This window comes from Robertkochia flava (assembly GCF_020166515.1).
Taxonomy (GTDB): Bacteria; Bacteroidota; Bacteroidia; order Flavobacteriales; family Flavobacteriaceae; genus Robertkochia; species Robertkochia flava.
In genome coordinates, this window is sequence record NZ_JAINZT010000002.1 from 876,947 (window position 1) to 901,825 (window position 24,879).

Genomic DNA, 24,879 nt, shown 5'->3' on the forward strand with positions numbered 1-24,879 from the left:
TCTTCGCACAGCTGTTTTGATAACAAATCAAGAAAGAACGTTATGAGCTTACAGGATAAGGTGATGGCCGATATGAAAGCGGCCATGAAGAATAAGGATGCTGCGGCACTGGAGGCCTTGAGAGCGGTAAAGTCGGAACTGCTGCTGGCCAAGTCCAATGCAGAGACTAAAGAAGGGCTTACCGAAGAACAGGAAATTAAGTTACTTCAGAAACTGGTGAAGCAACGTAAGGAAAGCGCAGTGGTTTTTTCGGAGCAGGGACGAGAGGATCTGGCCCAACCGGAACTTGCTCAGGCGGCAATTATAGAAAAATTCCTTCCGGAACAATTGAGTGAAGAAGAGATCGAGAAGGTGGTGGTTGCCATTATAGCGAAGACCGGAGCCGAGAGTATGAAGGATATGGGAAAGGTCATGGGTATGGCTTCCCAGGAACTTGCAGGAAAAGCTGATGGAAAAACCATCTCAGCTATTGTGAAAAATAAATTAGCGGGTTAAATTTGCCCTCGTCAATACGTAGTGGTTCGTAAGAACGAACAGGCCCCGTAGTTCAACTGGATAGAATATCAGATTTCGGCTCTGAGGGTTGGGGGTTCGAATCCTCCCGGGGTCACTACAAGCAGAAAACCCATCGCGAAGGCGATGGGTTTTTTTTATACCCCAAACCCTGCAAGCTCGCTTGCTTAGGGTGCAGGGGTATAAAAAAACACCGGGCTTGCTGTAGCAAGCCTGGGTTTTCTATTTGCTGAGGGGAGCTACAGAGGATCATGAGCGAAGGGAGTACTCCTTCTTTTTGGCCAAATATAAACGGTTTGCACACCCCTTCCGTCAGCACCGGGGTGCTGACACCTTCCCCTGGGAGGGGAAGGAGAACGTACTACTCTATGGAGTCATGGTTAGTGATGGTTTGTTTCATAGCCGCAACCGAGGATCATGAGCGAAGGGAGTACTCCTTCTTTTTGGCCAAATATAAATGGTTTGCACACCCCTTCCGTCAGCACCGGGGTGCTGACACCTTCCCCTGACAGGGGAAGGAGAACGTGCTATTCTAAGGAGTCGTGGTTAGTGATGGTTTATTTCATAGAAACTGCAGAGAATTACGAGCAGGGGCGAGTGATCCTTTATTTGACAGAAGGTAACCGAATAACGCACCCCTTCTGTTTTCAGCAAAGCTAAGCCCACCTTCCCCTCTCAGGGGTAGAAAACCCGCTTTCAAATGGAAGTTATATGGAGTGTATCGTATACACATATTTTAGATTGACATTCCAAAAGACCATGTCATGGTTGCATCACAGACAGCATAATCTGAAATCTAATTCTTACATTTAGACAGCGACAGGTTAAAGAAAGCAAGGAAACCTGTGCGCCCACTTTTTTATAACTGTTCATAATCTAAAAAAATCAACAAATGTATTTCACTCGAATTCAAACCAAGACGATTTCCGAATGTCTGAGGTATTGGTATGTGGCTATTACCATCTTTATGTTCCTGTCTTCTTTTCAGGGAATGGCACAGGACTACCGGGAACAGCTTGAAGAGATCGCTATTATCGATCAAAAGGTAATGATGCCCATGCGGGATGGCACACGCCTCGCCACGGATATCTACCGTCCTAAGACAGATAAGAAAGTTCCCATCATCTTTTCGCGCACCCCCTATAACTTTAATACCTGGGGCGACGGGGAAGAAAGAACCCGGACCTACCAGAGGGCTTTGGAGGCTGTAAAACACGGCTATGCCTATGTGGTGCAAAACGAAAGAGGGCGTTATTTTTCTGAAGGGGAATGGGATATCCTCGGGGTACCGCTTACAGACGGGTACGACGCCTTTAGCTGGATGAAGGATCAGGACTGGTCTAATGGCAGGATAGGTACATACGGGTGTTCTTCAACAGCCGAATGGCAGATGGCAGTGGCTGCCCTTGATCACCCTTCTCATGCCGCGATGGTGCCTCAGGGGTATGGTGCCGGAGTAGGCAGGGTAGGAGAGATCAATGAACAGGGAAACTGGTACAGGGGAGGTGCAGAGCAAATGCTGTTCTTTGCCTGGTTATACGGGGTGGAGCATGATAAATTTAAACCCAGGATACCGGAGGGTGCTACCCAGGAAGATCTGATCAGAATATCGAGATATTACGACCTGGCTCCTGAGAACCCACCGGTGGATATGAAAGAAGCCCTGGCTCATTTGCCTATCCAGGATATCCTGAAAAATGTTAATGGGAAAAAGGAGATCTTCGATAAAATGGTAAGACGCAAACCCAATGATCCGGCCTGGTATGAAGGCGGACTCTATCACGATAACATGGAGATCGGGGTGCCTTCCTTTTGGTTTGCTTCCTGGTATGATGTATCTATCACTCCTAACCTCTATTTGTTCAATCACGTAAGGAATAATGCCAAAGATGCTGAGATACGGGATAACCAGTACATGGTGATCGCACCAACCCTGCATTGCGCTTATACCCGGGCTACAGAGAATACGATTGTTGGCGAATTAAGTGTGGGGGATGCCCGCCTTAATTATGAGGAACAGATCTATAAGTGGTTTGACCTATGGCTCAAGGGTGAAGATAATGACTTTAAAGAAACGACTCCAAGAGTACAGTACTACACCATGGGACTCAATAAATGGCAGTCTTCTGAAACCTGGCCTCCCGAAGGTACAGAGATGAAAACCTATTACCTGAACAGCGAAGGCGCCGCCAACAGCAGGTTCGGTGACGGGACGCTAAGTACGGAAATGCCCGGAGAGGATCATCCGGATGCGTTTACATACGATCCCATGAATCCCGTTCCATCCTATGGCGGAAATGTGTGCTGTACCGGAAATGCCGTTATGGGTGGCTCTTTTGATCAGCAGGATATGGAAGCCCGGAACGATATTCTGGTCTATACCACCGAGCCCTTAAGCGAAGATACCGAGGTCTCCGGATTTATTGAATCGACCCTGTATGTTTCTTCGGATGTCAAAGACACCGACTTCACTATTAAATTGATCGAAGTTCACCCTGACGGGAGTGCCTACAACCTGGATGAAACCATACAGCGGGTAAGATACCGGGAAGGGTATGATAAAGAGGTGTTTATGGAGGAAGGCCAGGTATACCAGGTAGACCTGACCCCCATGGCCACTAGTAATTACTTTAAAAAGGGGCATCGTATACGAATTGAGGTTTCCAGCAGTAATTTTCCCCGTTTTGCACGAAACCTAAATACCGGAGGAAACAACTTCGATGAATCGGAGGGAGTGGTGGCACACAATAAGGTGCATCATTCTTCTGAATATCCCTCACAGATCAGGATTCCCATTACTAAATAGAAATAGCGGGATCTATCCAGTAAACCCATGGAAATTTGGATTGCCGGGCCGTATGATGCGGACCGGCTTTTTTGTTTCAGGAATTGCGCATATAGCATTGGGCTGCATTTACCGCCTTACGTGTGGCAAAACAGGAAGCAGGTGTGCAGCATGTGAAGTTTCTCAGAAAAATGGGATGCTATTCTTCTTCATTGACATCATTGTGCTCCGTGTTGTAAGTAAACAGGAAGGCTGCACTTAGGGTAATTAGCAACCCTATGCCGAGAATGAAATCGGAAAGCATGTAATGAAGCAGATGCAGTACCACACCAATAATGACAAGGCATACACCCAGGATAAGGATGTTGAGGCGGGATAGATTCATAGTTCTTTAAATAAAATTTGGGAAGAGTAATATAGTAAAATAAATTTAAATCAGATAAATCCTACAAAATTAACACTTTAAAAGGGTGTGCATGTCAGATCGCAGGGGTAGGGCCGGCTTAAGGTTCTTTTTAACTACTTAACGCAGTGACAATGATTCCTTGTTCTGTAGGAAACCTTTTCCTAATAAAGGAGTCTTAGGTTTGTATCTGAATTTCGGGTATACCGGGATTAGTTAAACCCGATACCGGCGTATTTGGTTTAGCGAATAATCAATTTACTTACTTCGTTTTAGAGGTGCTCGTATTGAAAGATGCGGGCACTTCTTGTTTTAAAAGCTTAACGAACTTATTTTCCTTTGGTTCAGGGTTGTAACTATGCGAGGGTTGTTCTATCTTTAGTAGTAAATAACTCAAAATGAAGCATTTATATTTACTATTCGTAATGACGCTGCTGATGGTCTCTGGCTGCAGGCAAACTTCTGAAAAGGAACCCCAGCCCCAGGAGACGGAGCAAAAGGAAAGTACCCCCGAACAAAAAACTGAAAGTACAGAGCCCGGAATGGCGGTTGACACCAATGAAGAAGAACGTGAATTGACACCTAAGGATACGGTGTACAGCCGATATGGAAGAACAGCGATTCTGGAGGATGGATCCACAGAACTCATCAGTCCTGCCTCACATGTGCGATTCAGGGCTATGGGAGATACAACGGTGGTTCGCCTGGAAACCGCCGGGGAAGCGCATGGTTATGCTCTGGTTACCCTCAACGAGACATTCAGCTGGAAGTTCCGGCTTCCCGGTTCGGGGATAAGTGAAATACCGATCCCAATGGGTAATAAGGATGCATGGCACGAGCTGGCAGTTTACAAGCTAACGGAGGCGCATAATGGAGGAGTTATCTTTCATGGCGCCCAGGCCGAGTCCCTGAAAACTACCGGCATTGCACCGGAGCTTCATATTGAATTTATAGGGAATTCCATTACCTGCGGCTACGGGGCAGATGCCACGGAAATCCCTTGTGGAGAGGGTGTTTCTTATGATCAGCATAATCCTTACGAGGCCTATGCGGCGCGTGTTGCCAGGGAACTTCGGGCCGGGTACAACCTGAGTGCAGTAAGTGGTATCGGTATCTACAGAAACTATCGGGAAGACCGGAAAGAGACCATGCCGGAAATTTACGGATACCTTTATCTGGATGATGGGAGGCAGGCGACCTGGGATCCTGATGGTTGGAACCCTGATATAGTGAGCATTTGCCTGGGAACGAATGATTTTTCCAGAGGGTCGGATCCCGAAAACAGGGCGGCATTTGATCCGGAGCAGTTCACCAATGCCTATATTAAATTCGTGGAGGATCTTAATCTTCGTTACCCGGAGGCAGCATTTGCACTTTTGAATTCTCCTATGGTTACCGGAGAAAATACTGCTGTTTTAGAGGAGGCTTTGAGTAAGGTGCAGTCTCATTTTTCGGACACAGAGATCATAGAGGTCTTTAAATTTGAAGATGTAGGGTTGGCCGGCTGTGCCACCCATCCCGGATTAGAAGATCATGAGTTAATGGCAGACCAGATCCGCCCTTTCTATATTAACCTTCTCGATAAGGTGGCAGAGCGCGACGGATTGCTTGTGGAGTGATGGCTGTTCCCTGCAGGTTTCAGGGCTTCATTTCCTGAGGTAGAATGATAAAAGTCATGTTTTACATGGGGGTATAAGACTAATTTAGAACAAGTTGAAGTGTTATATCAAACGTTATGAAAGAAGAGGAACATCAAAGTAGCGGATTAAAGGAAATGCATGCAGAATCGATGGGATGGAAATCGGATCTGAAGTTTTGTCTGGATGAGTTCAATTTCTTTGATAAGCTGTTGAATTCATACCAGTATGTCCCGGATAATAAGGAAGATTTTGATCTTCGGAATGACCTGGTCAGGGATTTTGAAGAACTGAGAAAGTCGAGAACGGACATCTGGGAAAGTGTTTCCAATCATGTAAATCATATGGGAGGCGTGTTCGAAAAAGGGGAGTCAGTGATCGAATCTTCTTATGAACGGGAACATCAGGCCGTAAAGGTACAGGTGGGAGACTTCAAACTTCAATTTAAATCATTCAAGCAGAAACTATTTGACCTGGCAGACCATATTCTGGAAAACAAGAAGCCCGGTGACTTAACATCTTAAAACAATACGACTATGGATATCAAGGATACAGTAGACAGGATCATGACCAGAGAGCTGGTTCAGTTAAATGTGAATGATGATCTTTACAAGGCAGAAAAGTTATTCAACAAACATAAGATTCGTCATATTCCCGTTACCGACGGGAAAAAGATCGTGGGTATTTTAAGTCTTACCGATCTGATGCGAATCAGTTATGCCGATGTTATTGACGAAGACGATGATACGGTAGAGTCCGTAGTTTACAATATGTTCAAATTGCCACAGGTGATGACCCGCGTGCCGGAAACTATTTCATCGGATACGACGGTAAAAGAGGCTGCTGCTATTCTTACCGGTAGGGAGTTTCACGCTCTTCCCGTTGTAGATAAGGACGAGCTTGTGGGTATTGTTACCACCACAGATGTGATCCGGTATTACCTGAACGAGGCTTATAAATAACCCCCTTCAGGGCAAGGAATACAATCAGACCTTTTCTTTCTCTACGGAAGCGATATGATCGAGGATCATTCTGGCGTGAATTCTTGAGTTTTCAATAAACCATAAGTGGGTATCCATACCACCGCAGATCACTCCTGCCAGGTATAAGCCTTTAACATTGGTTTCCATGGTTTTCTCATCGTACTGAGGGTAGTATTTTTCGTCATCAGAAAGTTGAATCCCCATATTCCTGAGAAAACTGAAATTAGGCCGGTACCCTGTTAGGGCCAGCACATAGTCATTTTCAATTTCAAATGTTTTGCCTTCCTGCCGTATAAGGATGGTCTTGTCTTTAATGGCCTCGATCTCGGCGTTGAAGTAAGCTTTGATGGAGCCTTCCTTAATGCGATTCTCCATGTCGGGTTTCACCCAGTATTTCACCCGTTCTCCGATACCCGGACCCCTGACAATCATAGTGACCTCGGCTCCTTTGCGATAGCATTCCAGGGCGGCATCTACAGCCGAGTTACTCGCTCCGACCACTGCCAGCTTTTGCATGGCATAATAATGCGGATCGTTGTAATAATGGGAAACCTTGTCTTTATCCTCTCCGGGTACGTTGAGTAGATTGGGCAGGTCGTAGAATCCGGTGGCTACTACCAGGTACTTACTGCTATAGGTATTTTTTGATGAGGTAATATAAAAGCGATCATCCTTTTTCTCTACCTCCTCCACCTTCTCAAACAGGTTGATGTGAAGCTGATTTCCGGTGACAATACGCCTGTAATATTCCAGGGCTTCATTGCGTTTTGGTTTTGCCTCTTTACTGATAAACGGGATGTTGTCGATCTCCAGTTTTTCAGAAGAGGAAAAGAATTGCATGTTCACCGGGTAATTGAAAAGCGAATTCACCAGAGTTCCCTTTTCAAGTATGAGGTAGTCTAAACCTTGTTTTTTGGCCTCGAGCCCACAGGCAATACCTATGGGCCCTCCGCCTATAATGATCAGCTCTTTGTGTATCATTAAGCTATTACTTCTTTAAGATTGGCTATGGTTGCTTTTGGATCTTCACTGGAAAATACAAAGCTTCCGGCAACCAGGGCATCGGCACCGGCTTCCACAAGTGCTCCGGCATTGGCAGCATTCACTCCGCCGTCTACTTCTATAAGAGTTGTTGTCTCGTGTTGCCGGATCAGGGCTTTTAACTGCCGTACTTTTTTATAGGTATTCTCGATGAATTTTTGTCCACCGAATCCGGGGTTTACACTCATGATCAGAACGAGGTCGATATCTTCTATGAGGTCCTCCAGTACAGAGACCGGGGTGTGTGGGTTCAGGGCAACTCCTGCCTTCATCCCTTCTGCCTTTATAGCCTGAAGGGTTCTGTGAAGATGGGTGCAGGCCTCGTAATGTACGGTTAGTATTTCGGCACCCAGATCGGCAAAGCTCTTAATGTAACGGTCGGGATCAACGATCATCAGGTGTACATCCAGGGGTTTTTTGGCGTGCTTCTGAATCGCTTTCAATACCGGCATACCATAAGAGATGTTGGGTACAAATACACCATCCATAATGTCAATGTGGAACCAATCTGCCTGGGATTCGTTTACCAGCTCTGTATCGCGTTGCAGGTTACCGAAGTCGGCTGCAAGCATTGAAGGGGCTATGAGTTTTTTGTCCATAGGGTTGTTTAAATTTCGATACAAAAGTAAGGCAAATTAATCTTTTAGGAGGCTTGTTTTAGAAGGTGTTAACGCTCCGGAAGGCAAGAGCTCTAACCCTGTGAAATGAAAAACTCCGGTAATCAGCCGGAGTTCATTCATCAATCAAAAAACGAACAGTTATGATGAACTGTTGTTATTGTAAATATTTTAGCGCGATGTAATATCAAATTTGTTCGCGTAAAATACAAAAATAATTTGTAAATGCAATATTTAGCCCAGATAGGTCTTAAGGATTTTGCTTCTTGAGGTATGCTTAAGTCTTCTGATCGCTTTTTCTTTGATCTGCCTTACACGCTCTCTTGTCAGGTCAAAAGTTTCACCGATTTCTTCCAGGGTCATAGGGTGTTGATCTCCCAGCCCGAAATAAAGTCGGATCACATCTGCCTCTCTTGGCGTCAGGGTTTCAAGCGCTCTTTCGATCTCTGTTCTGAGCGATTCGTGCAACAGATCCTTGTCCGGATTTGGCGATTCCCCGCTTCGAAGTACGTCGTATAGATTGGAATCTTCACCCTCTACAAGGGGAGCATCCATAGATACATGACGCCCCGAATTTTTCATGGATTCTTTTACGTCGTTCACGGACATGTCGAGTTCCTTGGCGATCTCTTCTGCAGAGGGTACCCTTTCATGAGCTTGCTCCAGAAAAGCGAAGGTCTTGTTGATCTTGTTAATCGATCCGATCTTGTTTAAGGGCAATCTTACGATCCTTGACTGTTCTGCGAGGGCCTGAAGAATAGACTGACGAATCCACCAGACGGCATAAGAAATAAACTTGAATCCACGGGTCTCATCAAAACGCTGTGCCGCCTTGATAAGGCCAAGGTTTCCTTCATTGATGAGGTCAGGTAGGGTTAATCCCTGGTTCTGATATTGCTTCGCAACCGAAACCACGAAACGCAGGTTAGCCTTGGTTAACTTTTCAAGGGCGCGCTGGTCTCCGGCTTTGATTCGCTGTGCCAGTTCCACCTCCTCGTCGGCGGTGATCAGGTCAACTTTACCAATTTCTTGTAGATACTTGTCCAGGGAAGCGGTTTCACGGTTCGTAACCTGCTTCGTAATTTTGAGCTGTCTCATCTAATCTGTCCTGAATGTTTTTAGTGAATAATGGGTGTGCTTAAAGTTATACGTACGAAAAGGAGAAAAGGTTACAATAAAGATCAAAAAAAAGTTTAATCCCTTATGAACAAAGGGCGCAAAGGGTGAAGATTACCGGAGGCGTTTCATGTATTTGGGGCCGTACCACAGCCAGAACCCGGTAATGGTGAAAATAAGCAGGGCCAAACCACTTACCATAGTGTAAATGATCTTGAAGATACCGTGAGGAATTCCGAAAAGATCGTCGACATAGGATCCGTCATGGAGGTCTTCCAGAAGATCGCTGTAACGTTTGCCGGTATTGAGAATTTTCCCGTTTGCTCCGTTGACCTGTACCTCCAGTACCTCTTCTTTGAAAATGAATTTGGCAATTCCCTTATCCTTGCGGATATCTACCCGGTCCAGGGTCACCTCCGGTTTCCCGATGGAATCCAGGTGACGGTACACCTTGCTTTCCAGTTCGGCAAGAGAAAGCCAGTCCGTTAACTGGGATGTGGTACCCGTTCTGGTTTTTGGCAGGATCATATCGCCGGTATTCTTCTTCAGACCCAGGGAGATCCCGGTAAGAGCGATAAACAAAAAGATGATAAACAGCAGGGCACCGGTATAGCGGTGAACCTTTCTGAAGTCCCTGAGGATACGGGCGTGTTTCTGTCTGCTGTTAGCCATTATGGTAGGAGCATTTGAGGTTGTCAAACTTAAGAGGTATTTTTTTAATTAACACATCCGGCTTTCGGCTTTAAGAACAATTTAACGCCTGTGGTGAAGGGGAGACTTGCATTGGGTTTTGGGGTGGTGTTCAACAGGGAAATTACAGCTGTTAGCCATTAAACATATAGACCCTGCCTGTTTGTGCAGGTCATTGGCAAGGGCTATGTTGGCCTTGTTGGAGATGATCATCCCGGGGTAGCGGATTACTTTTTTAAATTGCCTGCTGCCATCTGCCTTTTCCTTCATGGTACCCAAAGGTTGGTCGTTGTTGGAAACCGCGGTTACACCATGTTTACTGCCAAGAAATAGACCTTTGAGCTAAATTAAGCGAGGAATTTTAGGCCCCGGGAAGATCTCCTTTTTCCTTGGTGGGCAGTTGGCTTTCACCCATCAGGTATATATCTACGGCTCTGGCAGCCTCCCTGCCTTCGGAAATCGCCCAAACGATAAGCGATTGCCCACGGCGCATATCTCCAGCAGTAAAAATGTGTGGTATATTGGTCTGATACCCTGTGGCTTCCACATTACTCCGGCGGTTGGTTCTTACATTAAAATGTTCCGGCAGTAACGGTTCGGGGCCGGTGAATCCGAGAGCCAAAAGGGCCAGGTCACAGGGCCATTCTCTCTCCGAGCCTTCTTTCTCCTTAAGCTGGGGCGCTTCTCCGGGAATTTGCACCCATTCCACATCAACCGTTTTAAGGGCCTTTAATTTTCCTTGCTCATCGGTTAGGAATGCCTTGGTCATAACGCTCCACTGTCTCTGGCAGCCTTCCTCATGAGAAGAGGTTGTTTTCAGGGTAAAAGGCCAGTAAGGCCAGGGATGGGCTTCGGTTCTTTGTGATGAAGGCATGGGCATAATTTCCAGGTTAATCACTGAGCGGGCGCCCTGTCGGTTCGATGTTCCGATACAATCAGACCCGGTATCCCCGCCACCAATGACGATCACATGCTTGTCTTTGGCGTTGTAATCCGGATCAAAATCTGCCGTACCTGAGACCCGTTCATTATTGTGTTTTAAAAACGCCATGGCCTGAGTAACACCGCAGGCTTCTGCTCCCTCAATAGGAAGCGGTCTTCTTTTGGTAGCTCCTCCCGAAAGGAGGATAGCATCAAATGAATTGAGTTCCTCAGTGGAAATATCTTTTCCTACTTCGGTGTTGGTAACGAATTCGATTCCTTCTTTTTTCAGGATATCGATGCGCCTGTCTATCAGATGTTTTTCCAGCTTGAAGTCCGGAATCCCGTACCGGAGTAATCCCCCGGGCCGGGCATCACGTTCGTAAACGGTGACCTGGTGACCGGCCCTGTTGAGCTGTTGAGCTGCAGCAAGACCTGCCGGGCCGGAACCTACCACGGCAACCTGCTTCCCGGTTCTTCTTTCCGGGGGCTGTGGTTGTATCCATCCTTCTTTGAAGCCGCGCTCAACAATGGTTTTTTCTATAAGTTCAATGGCTACCGGGCTTTTGATCAGGCCCAGAACGCAAGCCGATTCACATGGGGCAGGACAAAGCCTGCCAGTGAATTCCGGAAAATTATTGGTGGCATGAAGGATCTCCAGGGCCGTTCTCCAGTCGTTGCGGTAAACGGCATCATTGAAGTCGGGGATAAGATTTCCCAGGGGACAACCACTATGGCAAAATGGGATCCCGCAATCCATACAACGGGCACCCTGATTATTTAGATCTTTTACAGGTAGTTCCTGTGTAAACTCCCTGTAATGCCGGATACGTTCTTTAACGGGAGTGGTGGGTTCATGTTTTCTTTCGTATTCCAAAAATCCTCTAAGTTTTCCCATTTCTAAATTTTTGTGTAATTCTTTTTATTCGCTTTTTGGTTTGCTAGCCTCTGTAATGCCTTTTTGTATTCCACCGGCATCACCTTGATAAAATTTTTCCTGTTGTTTTCCCAATCGTTCAGAATGTTTCCGGCCAGCGGACTATTGGTGTATTTTACATGATTGGAGATCAGTCTGTGGAGCTCACGGAGATCTTCTCCTGTGGGGTCTTCCAGTTCGATCATTTCCATATTGAAGTGATCGGCAACAATGTTGCCTTCCTGGTTGTAAATAAAGGCCATTCCTCCGCTCATACCTGCGGCGAAGTTTCGGCCGGTTTTTCCAAGGATCACGGCAATACCTCCGGTCATATATTCGCATCCGTGATCGCCAACCCCCTCTACAACAGCTCTGGCCCCTGAATTTCTTACCAGGAACCGTTCACCCGCCATCCCATTGATATAGGCTTCTCCCCGAATGGCTCCGTAAAGGGCCACATTACCAATGATGACATTTTCCTCCGGCCGGAAGTCGGCTTCCCTGGGAACCTTTACAATGAGTTTGCCCCCGGACAATCCTTTGCCCAGGTAATCGTTGGCATTGCCCTCTATGGTCATGCTTAGTCCTTCTGCAGCAAATGCACCGAAACTCTGTCCTGCAGAGCCTTTAAAATAGAGGGATAAGGTGTCTTCCGGGAGCCCGTTTTCTCCGTGAAGCTTTGCGATTTCATTACTGATAATGGTGCCGGTGGTCCTGTTAATATTGCTGATGGGGTATTCAAGGCTAACCTTTTCCTTCCTGTATATGGCCGGGTGCGCTTTTTTCAGAATCTCAAAATCGAGAACATTTTCGAGATGATGTTCTTGGGCCTGGGTCTTATACACTGGCTTTTCTAAAGGAAGCTTTGCCTTATACAATATTCTGGAAAGATCGACGCCTTGTGCTTTGTAATGTGAAAGCGCCTTATTCATATCGAGCTTCTGGCTTTGTCCTACCATATCATTCAGCGTCCTGAAGCCGAGGCTGGCCATGATCTCCCTCAGCTCCTGGGCCACGAAATACATATAGTTAATGACGTGTTCGGGGGAACCTTTAAAATTTTTGCGCAGCTCAGGGTCCTGGGTGGCAATACCCACCGGACAAGTGTTGAGGTGGCAGGCACGCATCATGATACACCCGGACGCTACCAGGGGTGCGGTGGCGAAACCGAACTCCTCTGCGCCTAAAAGGCAGGCGATGGCTACATCTCTCCCGGTTTTTAGCTGTCCGTCGCATTCTATGGTGATCCTGTTGCGGAGATCGTTTAAGACGAGGGTCTGGTGGGCTTCCGAGATCCCAAGTTCCCAGGGTAATCCGGCATGGCGCAGAGAGGTCAGGGGGGAGGCGCCTGTTCCTCCGTCGTATCCTGAGATCAGTACAACATCGGCTTTGGCTTTGGCTACTCCTGCGGCTATCGTACCCACCCCGGCCTCCGAGACCAGTTTTACGTTGATCCTGGCGTCCCTGTTCGCATTTTTAAGGTCAAAGATGAGCTGGGCGAGGTCTTCGATGGAATAAATGTCATGGTGCGGAGGAGGGGAGATCAACCCTACATACGGGGTCGAGTTCCGCGTTCTGGCGATCTCAGGGTTCACCTTTGGGCCGGGTAATTGTCCGCCTTCCCCAGGCTTGGCTCCCTGGGCCATTTTTATCTGTATTTCCCTGGCATTAGACAGGTAGTTAATGGAGACGCCAAAGCGACCGGAGGCCACCTGCTTAATTGCACTGTTTTTCCAATTCCCGTTCAGATCTCTGTGAAAGCGTTCCGGATCTTCACCTCCTTCCCCGGAATTGCTTTTCCCACCAAGACGGTTCATGGCAATTGCGAGGTTTTCGTGGGCCTCCCTGCTTATCGATCCAAACGACATAGCCCCGGTTTTAAAGCGCTTTACGATCTCGGTCCAGGGTTCTACCTCTTCCAGGGGAATAGGGTTGAGACTTCGGAACGAAAACATCCCCCTTAGGGTCATTAACCTTTCACTTTGCTTATTGATCATGTCTGAATACTCCCGGTAGCTTTTAGGATTGTTTTGCCGAACGGCCTGTTGCAGCTTAGCTACGGTGGCCGGGTTAAACATATGGTGTTCTCCGTTTCTTCTCCATCGGTAATCTCCTCCGATCTCAAGTGCAGGGAGGTGCGAAGGATGATCAAATGCTTTTCTTCTGCGCTCCTGGATCTCTTTTTCCACTTCATAAAGGCCTATGCCCTCGATCCGGGTTGGAGTATTACAGAAATACCGGTCTACAAATTTCCTGTTCAGTCCGAGCGCTTCAAAGATCTGAGCGCCGCGGTAGGAATGCAGGGTTGAGATACCGATCTTGTTCATGATCTTCACAATGCCTTTAGCGATGGCTTTGTTGTAGTTGTTGATGGCTTTTTCCGGATGGATGTCCAGGGCCCCGGAACGCGAAAGGTTGATGATGATCTCGTTTACCATGTATGGATTAATGGCGCTGGCTCCATATCCGAAGAGCATCGCGAAATGATGTGGTTCCCTGGGTTCGGCCGATTCGATGATGATACCTACCGAAGAGCGAACACCTTTTCTCTTCAGGCCATGATGTACGTGTGAGCAGGCGAGCAAAGCAGGTATGGGGGCCATCTCCCGGGATGCATTTCTGTCTGAAAGTATGATCATATTCCCTCCCTGCTTTACCGCTTCCGTGATTTCATCCAGCATGGATTCCAGTCGGTTTTCCAGGCCGTTCAGTCCTTTGTCTGCCTCGTACAGCATGGCGATGGATATCGCTTTGAAGTCCGGATGCTGTAAAAACCTGATCTTATCCAGGTCTTCATTGGAGATCACCGGGTTCTGAATCTTAAGCTTTTTAGCCTGCTCTGGAATAATACTGAACAGGTTGAGGTCGCTGCCGATCATGATAGAGGTATCGGTAACGATCTCTTCCCGGATTCCGTCAAGAGGCGGATTGGTGACCTGGGCAAACAACTGCTTAAAGTAATTGTAAAGCAATTGCGATCGACCTGAAAGCACTGCGAGGGGGGTGTCTGTACCCATGGATCCAATGGCTTCTTTGCCTTCAGATGCCATGGGGGTAATTACAGTGGTAATATCTTCTGAGGTGTATCCGAATAACCGCTGCCGTATTTCGGAGGCGACTTTTTCATCATCCGTCTGATTTCCTGTATAGGGGATGTCTGCCAGGGGCAGGAGGTGTTCGCTGATCCAGGTTTTATACGGACGTTTCCCGACGATCTCAGATTTTACTTCTTCGTCATTCACGATCCGGCCTTCTTCCATGTTTACGAGGAACATTTTTCCAGGTTCCAGTCGGCCGTGCATAGCGATATTCTCCGGTGCGATATCTACCACCCCGGTTTCTGATGACATGATCACATAGCCGTCTTTCGTGACGGTATATCTCGATGGGCGAAGTCCGTTTCGATCGAGTACGGCACCAATGTATTTCCCGTCTGTAAAGGGAATTGATGCCGGCCCGTCCCAGGGTTCCATAATACAGGAGTGGTATTCGTAAAACGCTTTTTTCTCAGCGCTCATGGAGTAGTGTTTCTCCCAGGCTTCCGGAACTAGCATCATAATGGCTTCGGGCAGGGACCTTCCGGTATGCAGTAACAGTTCAAGGACCATGTCCATGGAAGCTGAATCGGATTTTCCGGGGATTACTACCGGGAGAATATCTTTCATGTGTTCCCCGAAACGGGAGCTCTGAAGTAACTCTTCCCTGGCTTTCATTCGGCTCAGGTTCCCCTTCAGTGTGTTGATCTCGCCATTGTGGCACATGTATCTAAAGGGCTGAGCCAGATCCCATGTGGGAAAGGTGTTGGTGGAAAATCGCTGGTGTACCAGGGCCAGTTTTGTGATCAGGTCAGGGTCTTTCAGGTCTGTGTAATACGTACTGATGTCCTGGGGCATAAGTAAACCTTTATAAATGATTGTCGTGGCAGACAAACTGGAGAAATAGAAGTATCCGGCCTCCGAGAGTCCTGAGTTCTCTACCTGATGCTCTGCTGTTTTTCTTGCGCTAAAGAGTTGATCTGAAAAGCGCTGGTCAGTAGTACCCCTGTGGTCTTTCCCTATAAATACCTGTTTAATGCGGGGTTCGCTTTGGGCAGCGATACTGCCCAGGCAGCTTTGGTCTACCGGGACATCTCTCCAGCCCAGGATGTTCAGCTTTTGAGTGGAGCAGGCATTTTCAAACAGATCCATGCAGAGGTTGGCCTGGTTTTCGGAAGGAGGAAGAAATACCATACCCACGGCATAATCCCCGGTTTCCGGCAGGGAAAAAGGGCATACTTTTTTAAAAAATCCATGTGGGATTTCTATAAGGATTCCGGCTCCGTCTCCGGTTTTTCCATCTGCACTTACCGCTCCCCGGTGTTCCAGCCGTACAAGGATATCAAGAGCTTTGTGAATTATAGTGTTGGATTTTATTCCTTTCAGGTTACAAATGAAACCTGCTCCACAATTATCATGTTCGAATTCCGGTGCGTATAAACCTTGTTCCTTTATCATAATATCTTGAATTGTTCCTTTTAAATTAACCAAAACAGTGGCAAAAATTCAGTAAATCAGAATATTAGATGCAGAAAATTGAATTTCGAAAAATGAACGGTATCATTTTGTTAAATATACATTTCAGCCCATGGTAAATTATGAATGCCTTAATTCGGAGGGTGTTTCAAAGGTTAACCCTGGTTATTGAGGGGTCTGTTAATAGTAATTGCAGATATATGGCAATCCATCCCCTCTCTTATTAGGGGTTTATCGTAAAATATACGCCATCCGAGTAGTTTAGGTGTGTGAATGACGGGGGGGTAAGCGGGGGTGAGAAACTGTAAAGTCGTATGGATGTATTTCCCGATGTTTTTGGAAAGCCATAAAAAAAGCACAACCTGAATCGTGTTTTCGGGTTGTGCTTTCGGACTGAAGGAAAATGTTGTAATAGAATGAAAAGACTAGTCCTTCAGTATACCTCTTGAGATTACGATCTTTTGAATTTCGCTGGTCCCCTCATAGATTTGGGTGATCTTGGCATCCCTCATGAGGCGCTCTACATGGTATTCCTTTACATATCCGTTACCCCCATGCACCTGGACAGCTTCAACAGTTACATCCATGGCTACCTGGGAGGCGTAAAGTTTTGCCATTGCTCCGCTTAGGTCGTAATTCTCTCCATTGTCTTTGTCCCATGCTGCCTTAAGTACCAGGTGGCGGGCAGCTTCGATCTGGGTATGCATATCGGCCAGTTTGAAAGCGATAGCCTGGTGTTTGTAGATCTCCTTGCCAAAGGCTTTTCTCACTTTAGAATACTCCTTAGCCAGTTCATAAGCGCCGGATGCAATTCCAAGGGCCTGGGAGGCGATCCCGATGCGTCCGCCCGCCAGGGTTTTCATGGCGAATTTAAAGCCAAACCCGTCTTCTCCGATACGGTTTTCCTTAGGAACCTTCACATCGGTGAACATGAGTGAATGGGTGTCACTCCCGCGGATTCCCATTTTTTGCTCTTTCGGGCCAATTTCAAATCCGGGCATTCCTTTCTCAACGATCAGGGCGTTGATGCCATGATGCCCTTTTTCCGGGTAGGTTTGGGCGATCACCAGGTATACGTCTGCAGTTCCTCCGTTGGTGATCCAGTTCTTGGTGCCGTTAAGAATATAGTGGTCTCCTTTATCTATGGCCGTGGTTTTCTGAGAAGTCGCATCACTTCCGGCTTCCGGTTCAGAAAGGCAAAAGGCTCCCAGCATTTCTCCTGAGGCCAGTTTTGTGAGGTATTTTTGTTTTTGCTCTTCACTGCCGTAGGTTTCCAGTCCCCAGCAAACTAAAGAGTTGTTTACGCTCATAACCACCGATGCCGACGCATCTACCTTGGAGATCTCTTCCATGGCAAGGGCGTAGGCTACCGTGTCCATCCCGCTTCCGCCGTATTCCGGAGAAACCATCATCCCCATGAATCCGAGTTCTCCCATCTTTTTAATCTGTTCAGCCGGGAACTCTTGCTTCTCATCTCGTTCAATGACTCCCGGTAGTAATTCAGTCTGCGCGAAATCACGGGCAGCCTGTTGTATCATTAAATGCTCTTCGGAAAGTTTAAAATCCATTGTATTTTTAGTGTTTTTTTAGAAAAGGGGCTCAAAGATACTTTTAAAATGCAATTTTATCAATCTTAGTTAGTTAATTTTACCGAAATGGAAAAGCAAACCTACCATGTGCTCGGGGTGATGTCAGGAACATCCCTCGACGGAATCGATATCGCCCGGATTCATTTTGAAAAGAATGACCAATGGAGTTTTGAGATCGCAGAAGCAGTAACCATCCCTTACCCCTCATCGTGGCTGAAGAAATTCAGGGAAGCTGTGCGAATGGGGCAGGAGGATATTGCGCAGATGGATGTCGAATACACTCAATACCTCGCCGGGGTGATCAAGGATTTTATTTCGGAAAACGGAATCACGGACCTCGATGCCATTTGCTCTCACGGGCATACGGTATTTCACCAGCCTCACAAGGGCGTTACTCTGCAAATCGGGAACCGTCCGGAACTCGCCCGGCTCACCCGCAACAAGGTGGTGTGCGATTTCCGGATAGAGGATGTGAAGCTGGGCGGACAGGGGGCTCCCCTGGTACCTGTAGGAGACCGTCTGCTTTTTCCGGAATACCGCTATTGCCTGAACCTGGGAGGTTTTGCCAATGTCTCTACAGAAAAGGACGGGCAGCGTCTGGCTTTTGATATCTGTGCAGTCAATACCGTGTTGAATCATTACGCCGAAAAGCTCAATATGCCATATGATTCAGGTGGCGACGTGGCCAGGTCAGCTTGTGTTAATCTGGGCCTGCTGAAAGAATTATCGACTTTGCCTTTTTATAAACAACCTGCTCCTAAATCCCTGGGGATAGAGTGGGTAGAGGCCGAGGTGTTGCCCCTGATCGATTCCTTTGATCTGGGGGCCGAAGATGTGCTTGCCACCTATACGGTTCATGTTGCTGATATACTTGCCGATTCCCTTGGTGAAGAAGGCGACCTGCTGGTGACCGGCGGGGGTGCTTACAATTCTTTTTTGATCGAAGAACTGAGAAAGCGCATTGAGGCTCAGGTTGTAATCCCTGAAGCTAAGATCCTGGAATACAAGGAGGCACTTATTTTCGGTCTCCTGGGTGTGCTCAGGTTAAGGGAGGAGGTAAACTGCCTTAGCAGCGTAACGGGAGCCAGCGCCGACCACAGCAGCGGATACGTTTTTATACGCTGAGAGTTACGCTTTAACATTAGAGTCATTTTTAGTTTTTTATATTTGGGGGCATTTTAACCAAGCTATGAAAGATTTATTAAAGAAATACGAAGAGCGATCACCGGAGATTGTATTTAACTGGAAAGACCCTGAGACCGATGCCGAAGGGTGGACCGTTATCAATTCGCTCCGGGGAGGTGCTGCCGGAGGGGGTACCCGCATGAGAAAGGGGTTGGATATGAATGAGGTGCTTTCCCTGGCCAAGACCATGGAAGTTAAATTTACCGTTTCAGGTCCGGCTATAGGCGGGGCAAAGTCCGGTATCAATTTCGATCCCAAGGACCCCAGGAAAAAGGGCGTGCTCGAGCGCTGGTATAAGGCGGTTTCCCCATTGTTGAAGAGCTATTATGGTACCGGCGGGGATCTCAATGTGGATGAGATCCACGAGGTAATTCCCATTACAGAAGACTGTGGAGTCTGGCACCCTCAGGAAGGCGTTTTTAATGGTCATTTTAAACCTTCGGAAGCCGATAAGATTAACCGGATCGGGCAATTGCGCCAGGGGGTGATTAAGGTGTTGGAAAGTGATGCCTATTCGCCCGACATCCGCCGAAAGTATACTGTTGCGGATATGATCACTGGTTATGGGGTGGCCGAGGCCGTTCGTCATTTTTACGATATCTATGGCGGTAATGTGAAAGGTAAGAAAGCCATAGTACAGGGTTTTGGGAATGTAGGTTCTGCAGCAGCTTACTACCTGGCACAAATGGGAGCTAAGGTAGTGGCCATTATCGATATTTCCGGCGGACTTATCAATGAGGATGGATTTAGTTTTGAGGAGATCCGCGACCTGTTCCTTAATAAGGATGGCAATACCCTGAGGGCAGAAAACCTGATTCCCTTCGAGGAAATGAATGAGCGGGTGTGGAAAATGCAGGCTGAGGTTTTTGCTCCCTGTGCGGCTTCCCGCTTAATCACCAAGGCGCAGATCAACAGCCTGATCGATAAAGGTCTCGAGGTGGTGAGCTGTGGTGCAAACGTGCCTTTTGCCGATAAGGAGATCTTCTTTGGAGAAATTATGGAATACACCGACCAGCGTATCAGTCTGATCCCTGATTTTATTTCGAACTGCGGAATGGCCCGCGTGTTTGCCTATTTTATGGAGCGCAGGGTGGAGATGACGGATGAGGCTATTTTTGATGATACCTCCTCAACAATTAAGAAAGCCCTTCAAAATACCTTTAAGCAGAGTGCTGCCAAAACAAATATCAGCAGCACTGCTTTCGAAATCGCTTTAAAACAATTAATTTAGACGAAACTAACACATTTCTATGGAAACAATTATTATTCTGACTTTTATTCTCGGGTACCTTGCTATTACCCTCGAACACAATCTCAAAATAGATAAACTTATTCCTGCACTTGGAATGATGGCCTTGTTATGGGCTCTGATCGCGCTTACCCACTTGCCGGTGTTTGAGGTGAATACCGAATTAAAAGAACTGGAAGCTACGCATCTCGATGAGATCCTGCTGCACCATTTAGGGAAAACGGCCGAGATCCTGGTCTTCCTGCTCGGGGCGATGACTATTGTGGAGATCATCGATTACTTTGATGGTTTCGCGACCATTAAAGGGTATATCCAAACCAAAAGAAAACGTACGCTGTTATGGATTTTTGCCATTCTGGGCTTTATACTTTCAGCTATTATAGATAACCTGACCGCAACCATTGTGTTGATCACCATTCTTCAGAAGGTGATCAAGGATCGCAACCTTCGCTTGTGGTTTGCCGGCCTTATAATTATTGCCGCCAATGCCGGTGGTGCCTGGTCTCCTATTGGGGATGTGACAACCACCATGCTTTGGATCGCCAACAAGGTGACCGTTACGCAACTGATACTTCATGTACTGTTACCGTCTATTGTTTGTATGGTGTTGCCCACCTATATCGCTTCGAGAATGAGTGTTTTTCAGGGGGAGATCGAAGGTGATTTTGGCAACGAAAAACCCAAAAGTCCTTATGCTTCTACCATGCTTTATCTCGGGTTGGGGTCTATCGTCTTTGTTCCGGTTTTTAAGACCATAACCCACCTGCCTCCTTATGTAGGGATGATGCTGTCTCTTGCTGTGGTGGCCGCTTTTGCGGAGATCTACAGCAGCTCGAAGTTCAGTCTTTCTGAGGTTCATGCAGATGAATCTAACGACCCTGTGGGACATCACAGTCCTGTACACCATTCCCTGTCGAGAATTGAGATGCCAAGTATCCTTTTCTTCCTTGGTATCCTGATGGCTGTGGCAGCGCTGGAATCCCTGGGGATGCTGTTTCATTTTGCTGAAACCCTGGAGCAGACCATGCCAAAATTAGGAACGGAGCCTGTGGGTGAGCTCGTTTCTGACCTGGTAGTACTTATCCTTGGAGTTGGATCTGCCGTCATCGATAATGTGCCATTGGTGGCAGCGAGTATCGGGATGTTCTCTGTGCCCCTGGATGATGCGGTTTGGCATTTTATCGCCTATTCTGCAGGAACCGGAGGAAGTATGCTCATTATCGGTTCTGCTGCGGGAGTAGTGGCTATGGGTATGGAGAAGATCGATTTCTTCTGGTATCTGAAAAAGATCGCATGGCTCGCTTTTGTTGGATTTATAGGCGGTGCCGTAATCTTTATTGCCCTGCGAAATTTTGTGCTGTAAGCATAATTTAAATTGTAAATTACCGTTATAGAACTTTAACCTATTTAATTGCCTATGATACTTTTTCAAGAAGCTTCACAGGAGGCAGCTGAAGAGCTGCTCTCAGAAGAGAAAACGCTCTCTGTGATTGATCTGATCGCGAATGGGGGTACAGGTAGTGTGGTTATTATAGCCATTCTTTTCGTCCTTCTTTTCGTTGCTTTGTATATCTACTTTGAACGGTTGTTTGCTATCAAAGCGGCATCAAAGATTGATAAGAATTTTATGAACCAGATCAGAGATCACGTTTCGGGCGGTAAGCTCGAGTCTGCGCGAATTCTTTGTGCTCAAACCGATTCTCCGGTGGCAAGACTTACCGAAAAAGGGATCTCCCGCATAGGAAAGCCCCTGGAGGATATCAATAAGGCCATCGAAAATGCCGGTACACTGGAAGTGTATAAGCTCGAGAAAAATGTGAGTATCCTGGCAACCGTAGCCGGTGCGGCGCCCATGATCGGGTTCCTTGGTACGGTTATAGGGATGATCCTCGCCTTTCACCAAATGGCTACCAGCGGAGGACAGGCAGAAATGGGACAGCTGGCCAGTGGTATTTATACTGCAATGACCACAACGGTGGCCGGTCTTATAGTAGGTATCGTGGCGTATATTGGATATAATCACCTGGTGGTTCGTACAGAAAAAGTGGTACACACCATGGAAAGTAATGCGGTGGAATTCTTAGACCTGCTCAATGAGCCGGTCTAAGCTCCGCTTAGCCCGATCCCATGCGCCATCGTTGAATAACCCCAAGGGTAATTTAAAACCTGTCTTATGAAACTTAAAGGAAGAAATAAGGTGTCTCCCGAATTCAGTATGAGTTCCATGACGGATATTGTATTCCTGCTGCTGGTGTTCTTTATGATCACCTCCAATGCACCTAATGCCCTGGATCTTTTGTTGCCCAAGGCCAAAGGAAAATCTACCAATACCCAAAACGTCTCTGTGAGTATTAACAGGAACCTGGAATTTTTTGTAGATAATAATAAGGTCAAAGAAGAATTCCTGGAGACCGAACTTAAAAGACGCCTGAAGGACGTGGAAAAACCCACGATCATCCTTAGAGCAGAGGAGAGTGTTCCGATCAATAACGCCGTAAGGGTTATGGACATTGCCAATCAAAATAAGTATAAAGTAATCCTGGCGGTAAGGCCTAACTAATGTCATTACTGGATACCCGACATAAACGAAAATCATTTACACTGACCTCTGTTATCCTGTCAGTATTGATCATCCTGATGTTCTACGTTGGGTTGTCCTATCTTGATCCGCCTCTGGAGAGCGGTATCTCCGTGAATTTCGGTTATTCGGAAGTAGGCAGCGGTAAGGTGCAGCCAAAAGAGCCTATCCGCTCAAAACCAGAACCGGTGCCAGAGCCGGAACCGGTTAAGGAAGAAAAAATAGAAGAGGTGGCCCCTCCTCCGGAGCCTGTTAAGGCGCAGAGTGAAGAGGTGGTAACCCAGGAAAGCGAGGAGTCTGTGGTCATGAAGAAGGCTGAAGAGGAGCGCTTGCGAAAACAGGAGGAAGCGCGAAAAGAGCAGCAGCGCCAGGAGCAGTTGGAACGTGAGCGAATCGCCGAAGAGCAGCGCAAGGAAAGAGAGCGACAGGCAGAACAGGAACGCATACGTCAGGAGCAGGAGGCTAAAAAGCGCAAGCTGGATGAAATGATGGGCGGTCTGAATAACAGCGACGGTAATGCAACAGGGGGCGAAGGTAATGATAACAGTCCCGGGGATAAGGGGCAATTGAACGGCGATCCCTATGCCAGCAGTTATTTTGGTAGTCCCGGTAGTGGTTCCGGTGGAGTAGGGTATGGTTTAAACGGAAGAAGCCTGGTAACAGGCCAGAAATATATTCAGGATTGTAATGAATCCGGAAGGGTAGTGGTGAAGATCGAGGTCGACCGCAATGGAAATGTGGTTAACGCGGTTCCCGGAGTCAAGGGCTCTACCAATACTGCAAGCTGCCTGAAGGAGGCGGCAGAAAAAACGGCACGTTCTTACAGATGGAATGCCGACCCCAAAGCACCTACAAGACAGATCGGATTTGTTGTGGTGAACTTCAAACTGGGAGAGTAAGGAAATGACATATCAGGAAACGGTAGACTGGATGTTTGCGCAGTTACCCATGTATCAGCGCGACGGCAAATCGGCTTTTAAGCCGAAATTAGCCAATATTATGGCCCTTGATGATCATCTCGGGCATCCTCATACGAAATTTAAGAGCATTCACGTGGCCGGTACCAATGGAAAAGGGTCTACCAGCCATATGTTGGCTTCTGTGTTGCAGGAGGCGGGCTTTAAGGTCGGATTGTATACCTCACCCCATCTCAGGGATTTCAGGGAACGTATTAAGGTAAACGGAGAAATGATCCCGGAATCGGCCGTGGTTGATTTCATTACAACCCATATGGAATTCTTCAGGGAACACCGGTGTTCCTTTTTTGAGATGACGGTAGGAATGGCATTCGATTATTTTGCCCAAAGGGAGGTGGATTTTGCGGTGATAGAGGTCGGACTCGGTGGGAGGTTGGATTCTACCAATATCATTACTCCGGAAATTTCGGTTATTACCAATATCGGAATGGATCATATGGACATGCTGGGCGATACCCTGGAAATGATCGCTGCGGAAAAGGCGGGGATTATTAAACACCGGGTTCCCGTGGTGGTGAGTGAGTACCAGCCGGAAACCTGGCCCGTGTTCGAAGAAAAGGCGAAAAGCGAGGAGAGCGAGCTCATTTTGGCAGCATCTCTCGACGACTCCTTTACTTCTGATCTCAAGGGGAAATATCAATCAAAAAATATCAGGGCTGTCGTAGCAGCGATTCGTGCAATAAAGGGTCTTCATGTCGATGCGGAAGTCATCAAAAACGGGTTATCACGAACGGTGGAACATACCGGACTTTTGGGCAGGTGGCAGCAATTGCGAAAGGATCCGAAGGTGATCTGTGACACCGCTCATAACCGGGAAGGACTGAGCCTGGTCATGGAGCAACTCCGGGAAGAAGAGTTTGCACAGCTGCATATGGTGATCGGGGTTGTTAAGGATAAAGACCTGGATCTGATCCTGCCTTTATTTCCAGTGGAAAATGTGAAATATTACTTTGCCAAGCCTGATATTCCAAGAGGTCTGGATGCCCGGTTGCTTAAGGAAAAGGCAGCCCAGTATCACCTGGAGGGAAATGTATACAGTTCAGTTACAGCGGCTCTTGAGGAGGCCTGTAGGCAAGCAGCTACAAATGATCTTGTCTTTGTGGGTGGCAGTACTTTTACGGTTGCGGAAATAGTCTGATTTATTTAATTTTTTCTTTTGAGGATTAAA

The 24,879-nt window shown here is 47.2% G+C and carries 21 protein-coding genes and 1 tRNA gene; 13 read left to right on the forward strand and 9 right to left on the reverse strand.

Features of this window, described 5'->3' with window-relative positions:
* Window positions 1-42: 42 nt before the first annotated feature.
* The 3 genes from K7R11_RS04295 to K7R11_RS04305 all read left to right on the forward strand — a co-directional run bounded on the left by K7R11_RS04295 (window position 43) and on the right by K7R11_RS04305 (window position 3,319).
* The gene (locus tag K7R11_RS04295) at window positions 43-495 is read left to right on the forward strand and encodes a GatB/YqeY domain-containing protein (RefSeq protein WP_224488918.1); all 453 of its coding nucleotides are present in this window, start codon (window positions 43-45) and stop codon (window positions 493-495) included.
* 41 nt (window positions 496-536) lie between these two features.
* Window positions 537-610, forward strand: a tRNA-Arg gene (locus K7R11_RS04300).
* 795 nt (window positions 611-1,405) lie between these two features.
* Window positions 1,406-3,319, forward strand: coding sequence for a CocE/NonD family hydrolase (locus tag K7R11_RS04305; RefSeq protein WP_224488921.1), 1,914 nt, complete (start codon window positions 1,406-1,408; stop codon window positions 3,317-3,319).
* A 178-nt stretch (window positions 3,320-3,497) separates the two neighbouring features.
* Here K7R11_RS04305 and K7R11_RS04310 read toward each other — a convergent pair whose 3' ends face one another.
* Complete coding sequence (locus K7R11_RS04310) at window positions 3,498-3,683, reverse strand: hypothetical protein (RefSeq protein ID WP_224488923.1); 186 nt, start codon at window positions 3,681-3,683, stop codon at window positions 3,498-3,500.
* Window positions 3,684-4,099: 416 nt separating this feature from the next.
* Between K7R11_RS04310 and K7R11_RS04315 the strand changes: the two genes are divergently transcribed.
* The 3 genes from K7R11_RS04315 (at window position 4,100) to K7R11_RS04325 (ending at window position 6,300) form a co-directional block, all read left to right on the forward strand.
* On the forward strand, window positions 4,100-5,320 hold the full coding sequence (locus K7R11_RS04315) for an SGNH/GDSL hydrolase family protein (protein ID WP_224488925.1): 1,221 nt from the start codon (window positions 4,100-4,102) through the stop codon (window positions 5,318-5,320).
* Between the two features lie 116 nt (window positions 5,321-5,436).
* Window positions 5,437-5,862: a hypothetical protein gene (locus K7R11_RS04320; RefSeq protein ID WP_224488928.1), complete on the forward strand. Its 426-nt coding sequence runs from the start codon at window positions 5,437-5,439 to the stop codon at window positions 5,860-5,862.
* 12 nt (window positions 5,863-5,874) lie between these two features.
* Entirely contained in the window at window positions 5,875-6,300 is a 426-nt protein-coding gene (locus tag K7R11_RS04325; protein WP_224488930.1) for a CBS domain-containing protein, read from the forward strand.
* Between the two features lie 24 nt (window positions 6,301-6,324).
* Here the strand turns inward: K7R11_RS04325 and K7R11_RS04330 are convergent, their stop codons facing one another.
* The 8 genes from K7R11_RS04330 to K7R11_RS04365 form a co-directional block, all read right to left on the reverse strand.
* Window positions 6,325-7,302 (reverse strand): YpdA family putative bacillithiol disulfide reductase, encoded by a 978-nt coding sequence (locus tag K7R11_RS04330; protein ID WP_224488933.1) that lies wholly within the window; start codon window positions 7,300-7,302, stop codon window positions 6,325-6,327.
* Window positions 7,302-7,961, reverse strand: coding sequence for a ribulose-phosphate 3-epimerase (gene rpe, locus K7R11_RS04335; RefSeq protein WP_224488935.1), 660 nt, complete (start codon window positions 7,959-7,961; stop codon window positions 7,302-7,304). Before rpe ends, K7R11_RS04330 begins: the two co-directional genes overlap by 1 nt.
* 252 nt (window positions 7,962-8,213) lie before the next feature.
* Window positions 8,214-9,077 (reverse strand): sigma-70 family RNA polymerase sigma factor, encoded by an 864-nt coding sequence (locus K7R11_RS04340; protein ID WP_224488937.1) that lies wholly within the window; start codon window positions 9,075-9,077, stop codon window positions 8,214-8,216.
* 132 nt (window positions 9,078-9,209) lie between these two features.
* Complete coding sequence (locus K7R11_RS04345) at window positions 9,210-9,767, reverse strand: PepSY-associated TM helix domain-containing protein (RefSeq protein ID WP_224488939.1); 558 nt, start codon at window positions 9,765-9,767, stop codon at window positions 9,210-9,212.
* An 81-nt stretch (window positions 9,768-9,848) separates the two neighbouring features.
* Entirely contained in the window at window positions 9,849-10,055 is a 207-nt protein-coding gene (locus K7R11_RS04350) for a hypothetical protein (protein ID WP_224488941.1), read from the reverse strand.
* Between the two features lie 91 nt (window positions 10,056-10,146).
* Window positions 10,147-11,604: a glutamate synthase subunit beta gene (locus K7R11_RS04355; RefSeq protein ID WP_224488943.1), complete on the reverse strand. Its 1,458-nt coding sequence runs from the start codon at window positions 11,602-11,604 to the stop codon at window positions 10,147-10,149.
* A gap of 2 nt (window positions 11,605-11,606) precedes the next feature.
* Complete coding sequence (gene gltB, locus K7R11_RS04360; RefSeq protein ID WP_224489141.1) at window positions 11,607-16,118, reverse strand: glutamate synthase large subunit; 4,512 nt, start codon at window positions 16,116-16,118, stop codon at window positions 11,607-11,609.
* A gap of 440 nt (window positions 16,119-16,558) precedes the next feature.
* Window positions 16,559-17,701: an acyl-CoA dehydrogenase gene (locus K7R11_RS04365; RefSeq protein ID WP_224488946.1), complete on the reverse strand. Its 1,143-nt coding sequence runs from the start codon at window positions 17,699-17,701 to the stop codon at window positions 16,559-16,561.
* 87 nt (window positions 17,702-17,788) lie between these two features.
* Here K7R11_RS04365 and K7R11_RS04370 point away from each other — a divergent pair, with 87 nt between their 5' ends.
* From K7R11_RS04370 to K7R11_RS04400, 7 genes are all read left to right on the forward strand, one after another.
* Window positions 17,789-18,847, forward strand: a complete 1,059-nt coding sequence (locus K7R11_RS04370) for an anhydro-N-acetylmuramic acid kinase (protein ID WP_224488948.1) — start codon at window positions 17,789-17,791, stop codon at window positions 18,845-18,847.
* A 64-nt stretch (window positions 18,848-18,911) separates the two neighbouring features.
* Window positions 18,912-20,138, forward strand: a complete 1,227-nt coding sequence (locus tag K7R11_RS04375) for a Glu/Leu/Phe/Val dehydrogenase dimerization domain-containing protein (RefSeq protein ID WP_224488951.1) — start codon at window positions 18,912-18,914, stop codon at window positions 20,136-20,138.
* A gap of 19 nt (window positions 20,139-20,157) precedes the next feature.
* Window positions 20,158-21,519, forward strand: coding sequence for a sodium:proton antiporter NhaD (nhaD, locus tag K7R11_RS04380; protein ID WP_224488952.1), 1,362 nt, complete (start codon window positions 20,158-20,160; stop codon window positions 21,517-21,519).
* A gap of 54 nt (window positions 21,520-21,573) precedes the next feature.
* Window positions 21,574-22,263, forward strand: a complete 690-nt coding sequence (locus K7R11_RS04385) for a MotA/TolQ/ExbB proton channel family protein (protein ID WP_224488953.1) — start codon at window positions 21,574-21,576, stop codon at window positions 22,261-22,263.
* 66 nt (window positions 22,264-22,329) lie between these two features.
* Entirely contained in the window at window positions 22,330-22,716 is a 387-nt protein-coding gene (locus tag K7R11_RS04390; RefSeq protein ID WP_224488954.1) for an ExbD/TolR family protein, read from the forward strand.
* On the forward strand, window positions 22,716-23,633 hold the full coding sequence (locus K7R11_RS04395) for a cell envelope integrity protein TolA (protein WP_224488955.1): 918 nt from the start codon (window positions 22,716-22,718) through the stop codon (window positions 23,631-23,633). The genes K7R11_RS04390 and K7R11_RS04395 overlap by 1 nt, the downstream gene beginning before the upstream one ends.
* A gap of 4 nt (window positions 23,634-23,637) precedes the next feature.
* Window positions 23,638-24,849: a bifunctional folylpolyglutamate synthase/dihydrofolate synthase gene (locus tag K7R11_RS04400; protein ID WP_224488956.1), complete on the forward strand. Its 1,212-nt coding sequence runs from the start codon at window positions 23,638-23,640 to the stop codon at window positions 24,847-24,849.
* Window positions 24,850-24,879 lie beyond the last annotated feature (30 nt).

Bases quoted from the DNA above. Each gene is read 5' to 3' on its own strand.
- K7R11_RS04325 (WP_224488930.1), top strand. From the start codon at position 5,875: ATGGATATCAAGGATACAGTAGACAGGATCATGACCAGAGAGCTGGTT.
- K7R11_RS04375 (WP_224488951.1), top strand. From the start codon at position 18,912: ATGAAAGATTTATTAAAGAAATACGAAGAGCGATCACCGGAGATTGTA.
- K7R11_RS04330 (WP_224488933.1), bottom strand. From the start codon at position 7,302: ATGATACACAAAGAGCTGATCATTATAGGCGGAGGGCCCATAGGTATT.
- K7R11_RS04395 (WP_224488955.1), top strand. From the start codon at position 22,716: ATGTCATTACTGGATACCCGACATAAACGAAAATCATTTACACTGACC.
- K7R11_RS04345 (WP_224488939.1), bottom strand. From the start codon at position 9,767: ATGGCTAACAGCAGACAGAAACACGCCCGTATCCTCAGGGACTTCAGA.
- K7R11_RS04320 (WP_224488928.1), top strand. From the start codon at position 5,437: ATGAAAGAAGAGGAACATCAAAGTAGCGGATTAAAGGAAATGCATGCA.
- K7R11_RS04365 (WP_224488946.1), bottom strand. From the start codon at position 17,701: ATGGATTTTAAACTTTCCGAAGAGCATTTAATGATACAACAGGCTGCC.
- rpe (WP_224488935.1), bottom strand. From the start codon at position 7,961: ATGGACAAAAAACTCATAGCCCCTTCAATGCTTGCAGCCGACTTCGGT.
- K7R11_RS04350 (WP_224488941.1), bottom strand. From the start codon at position 10,055: ATGAAGGAAAAGGCAGATGGCAGCAGGCAATTTAAAAAAGTAATCCGC.
- K7R11_RS04340 (WP_224488937.1), bottom strand. From the start codon at position 9,077: ATGAGACAGCTCAAAATTACGAAGCAGGTTACGAACCGTGAAACCGCT.
- K7R11_RS04390 (WP_224488954.1), top strand. From the start codon at position 22,330: ATGAAACTTAAAGGAAGAAATAAGGTGTCTCCCGAATTCAGTATGAGT.
- K7R11_RS04295 (WP_224488918.1), top strand. From the start codon at position 43: ATGAGCTTACAGGATAAGGTGATGGCCGATATGAAAGCGGCCATGAAG.
- K7R11_RS04400 (WP_224488956.1), top strand. From the start codon at position 23,638: ATGACATATCAGGAAACGGTAGACTGGATGTTTGCGCAGTTACCCATG.
- K7R11_RS04385 (WP_224488953.1), top strand. From the start codon at position 21,574: ATGATACTTTTTCAAGAAGCTTCACAGGAGGCAGCTGAAGAGCTGCTC.
- K7R11_RS04355 (WP_224488943.1), bottom strand. From the start codon at position 11,604: ATGGGAAAACTTAGAGGATTTTTGGAATACGAAAGAAAACATGAACCC.
- K7R11_RS04315 (WP_224488925.1), top strand. From the start codon at position 4,100: ATGAAGCATTTATATTTACTATTCGTAATGACGCTGCTGATGGTCTCT.
- K7R11_RS04370 (WP_224488948.1), top strand. From the start codon at position 17,789: ATGGAAAAGCAAACCTACCATGTGCTCGGGGTGATGTCAGGAACATCC.
- K7R11_RS04310 (WP_224488923.1), bottom strand. From the start codon at position 3,683: ATGAATCTATCCCGCCTCAACATCCTTATCCTGGGTGTATGCCTTGTC.
- nhaD (WP_224488952.1), top strand. From the start codon at position 20,158: ATGGAAACAATTATTATTCTGACTTTTATTCTCGGGTACCTTGCTATT.
- K7R11_RS04305 (WP_224488921.1), top strand. From the start codon at position 1,406: ATGTATTTCACTCGAATTCAAACCAAGACGATTTCCGAATGTCTGAGG.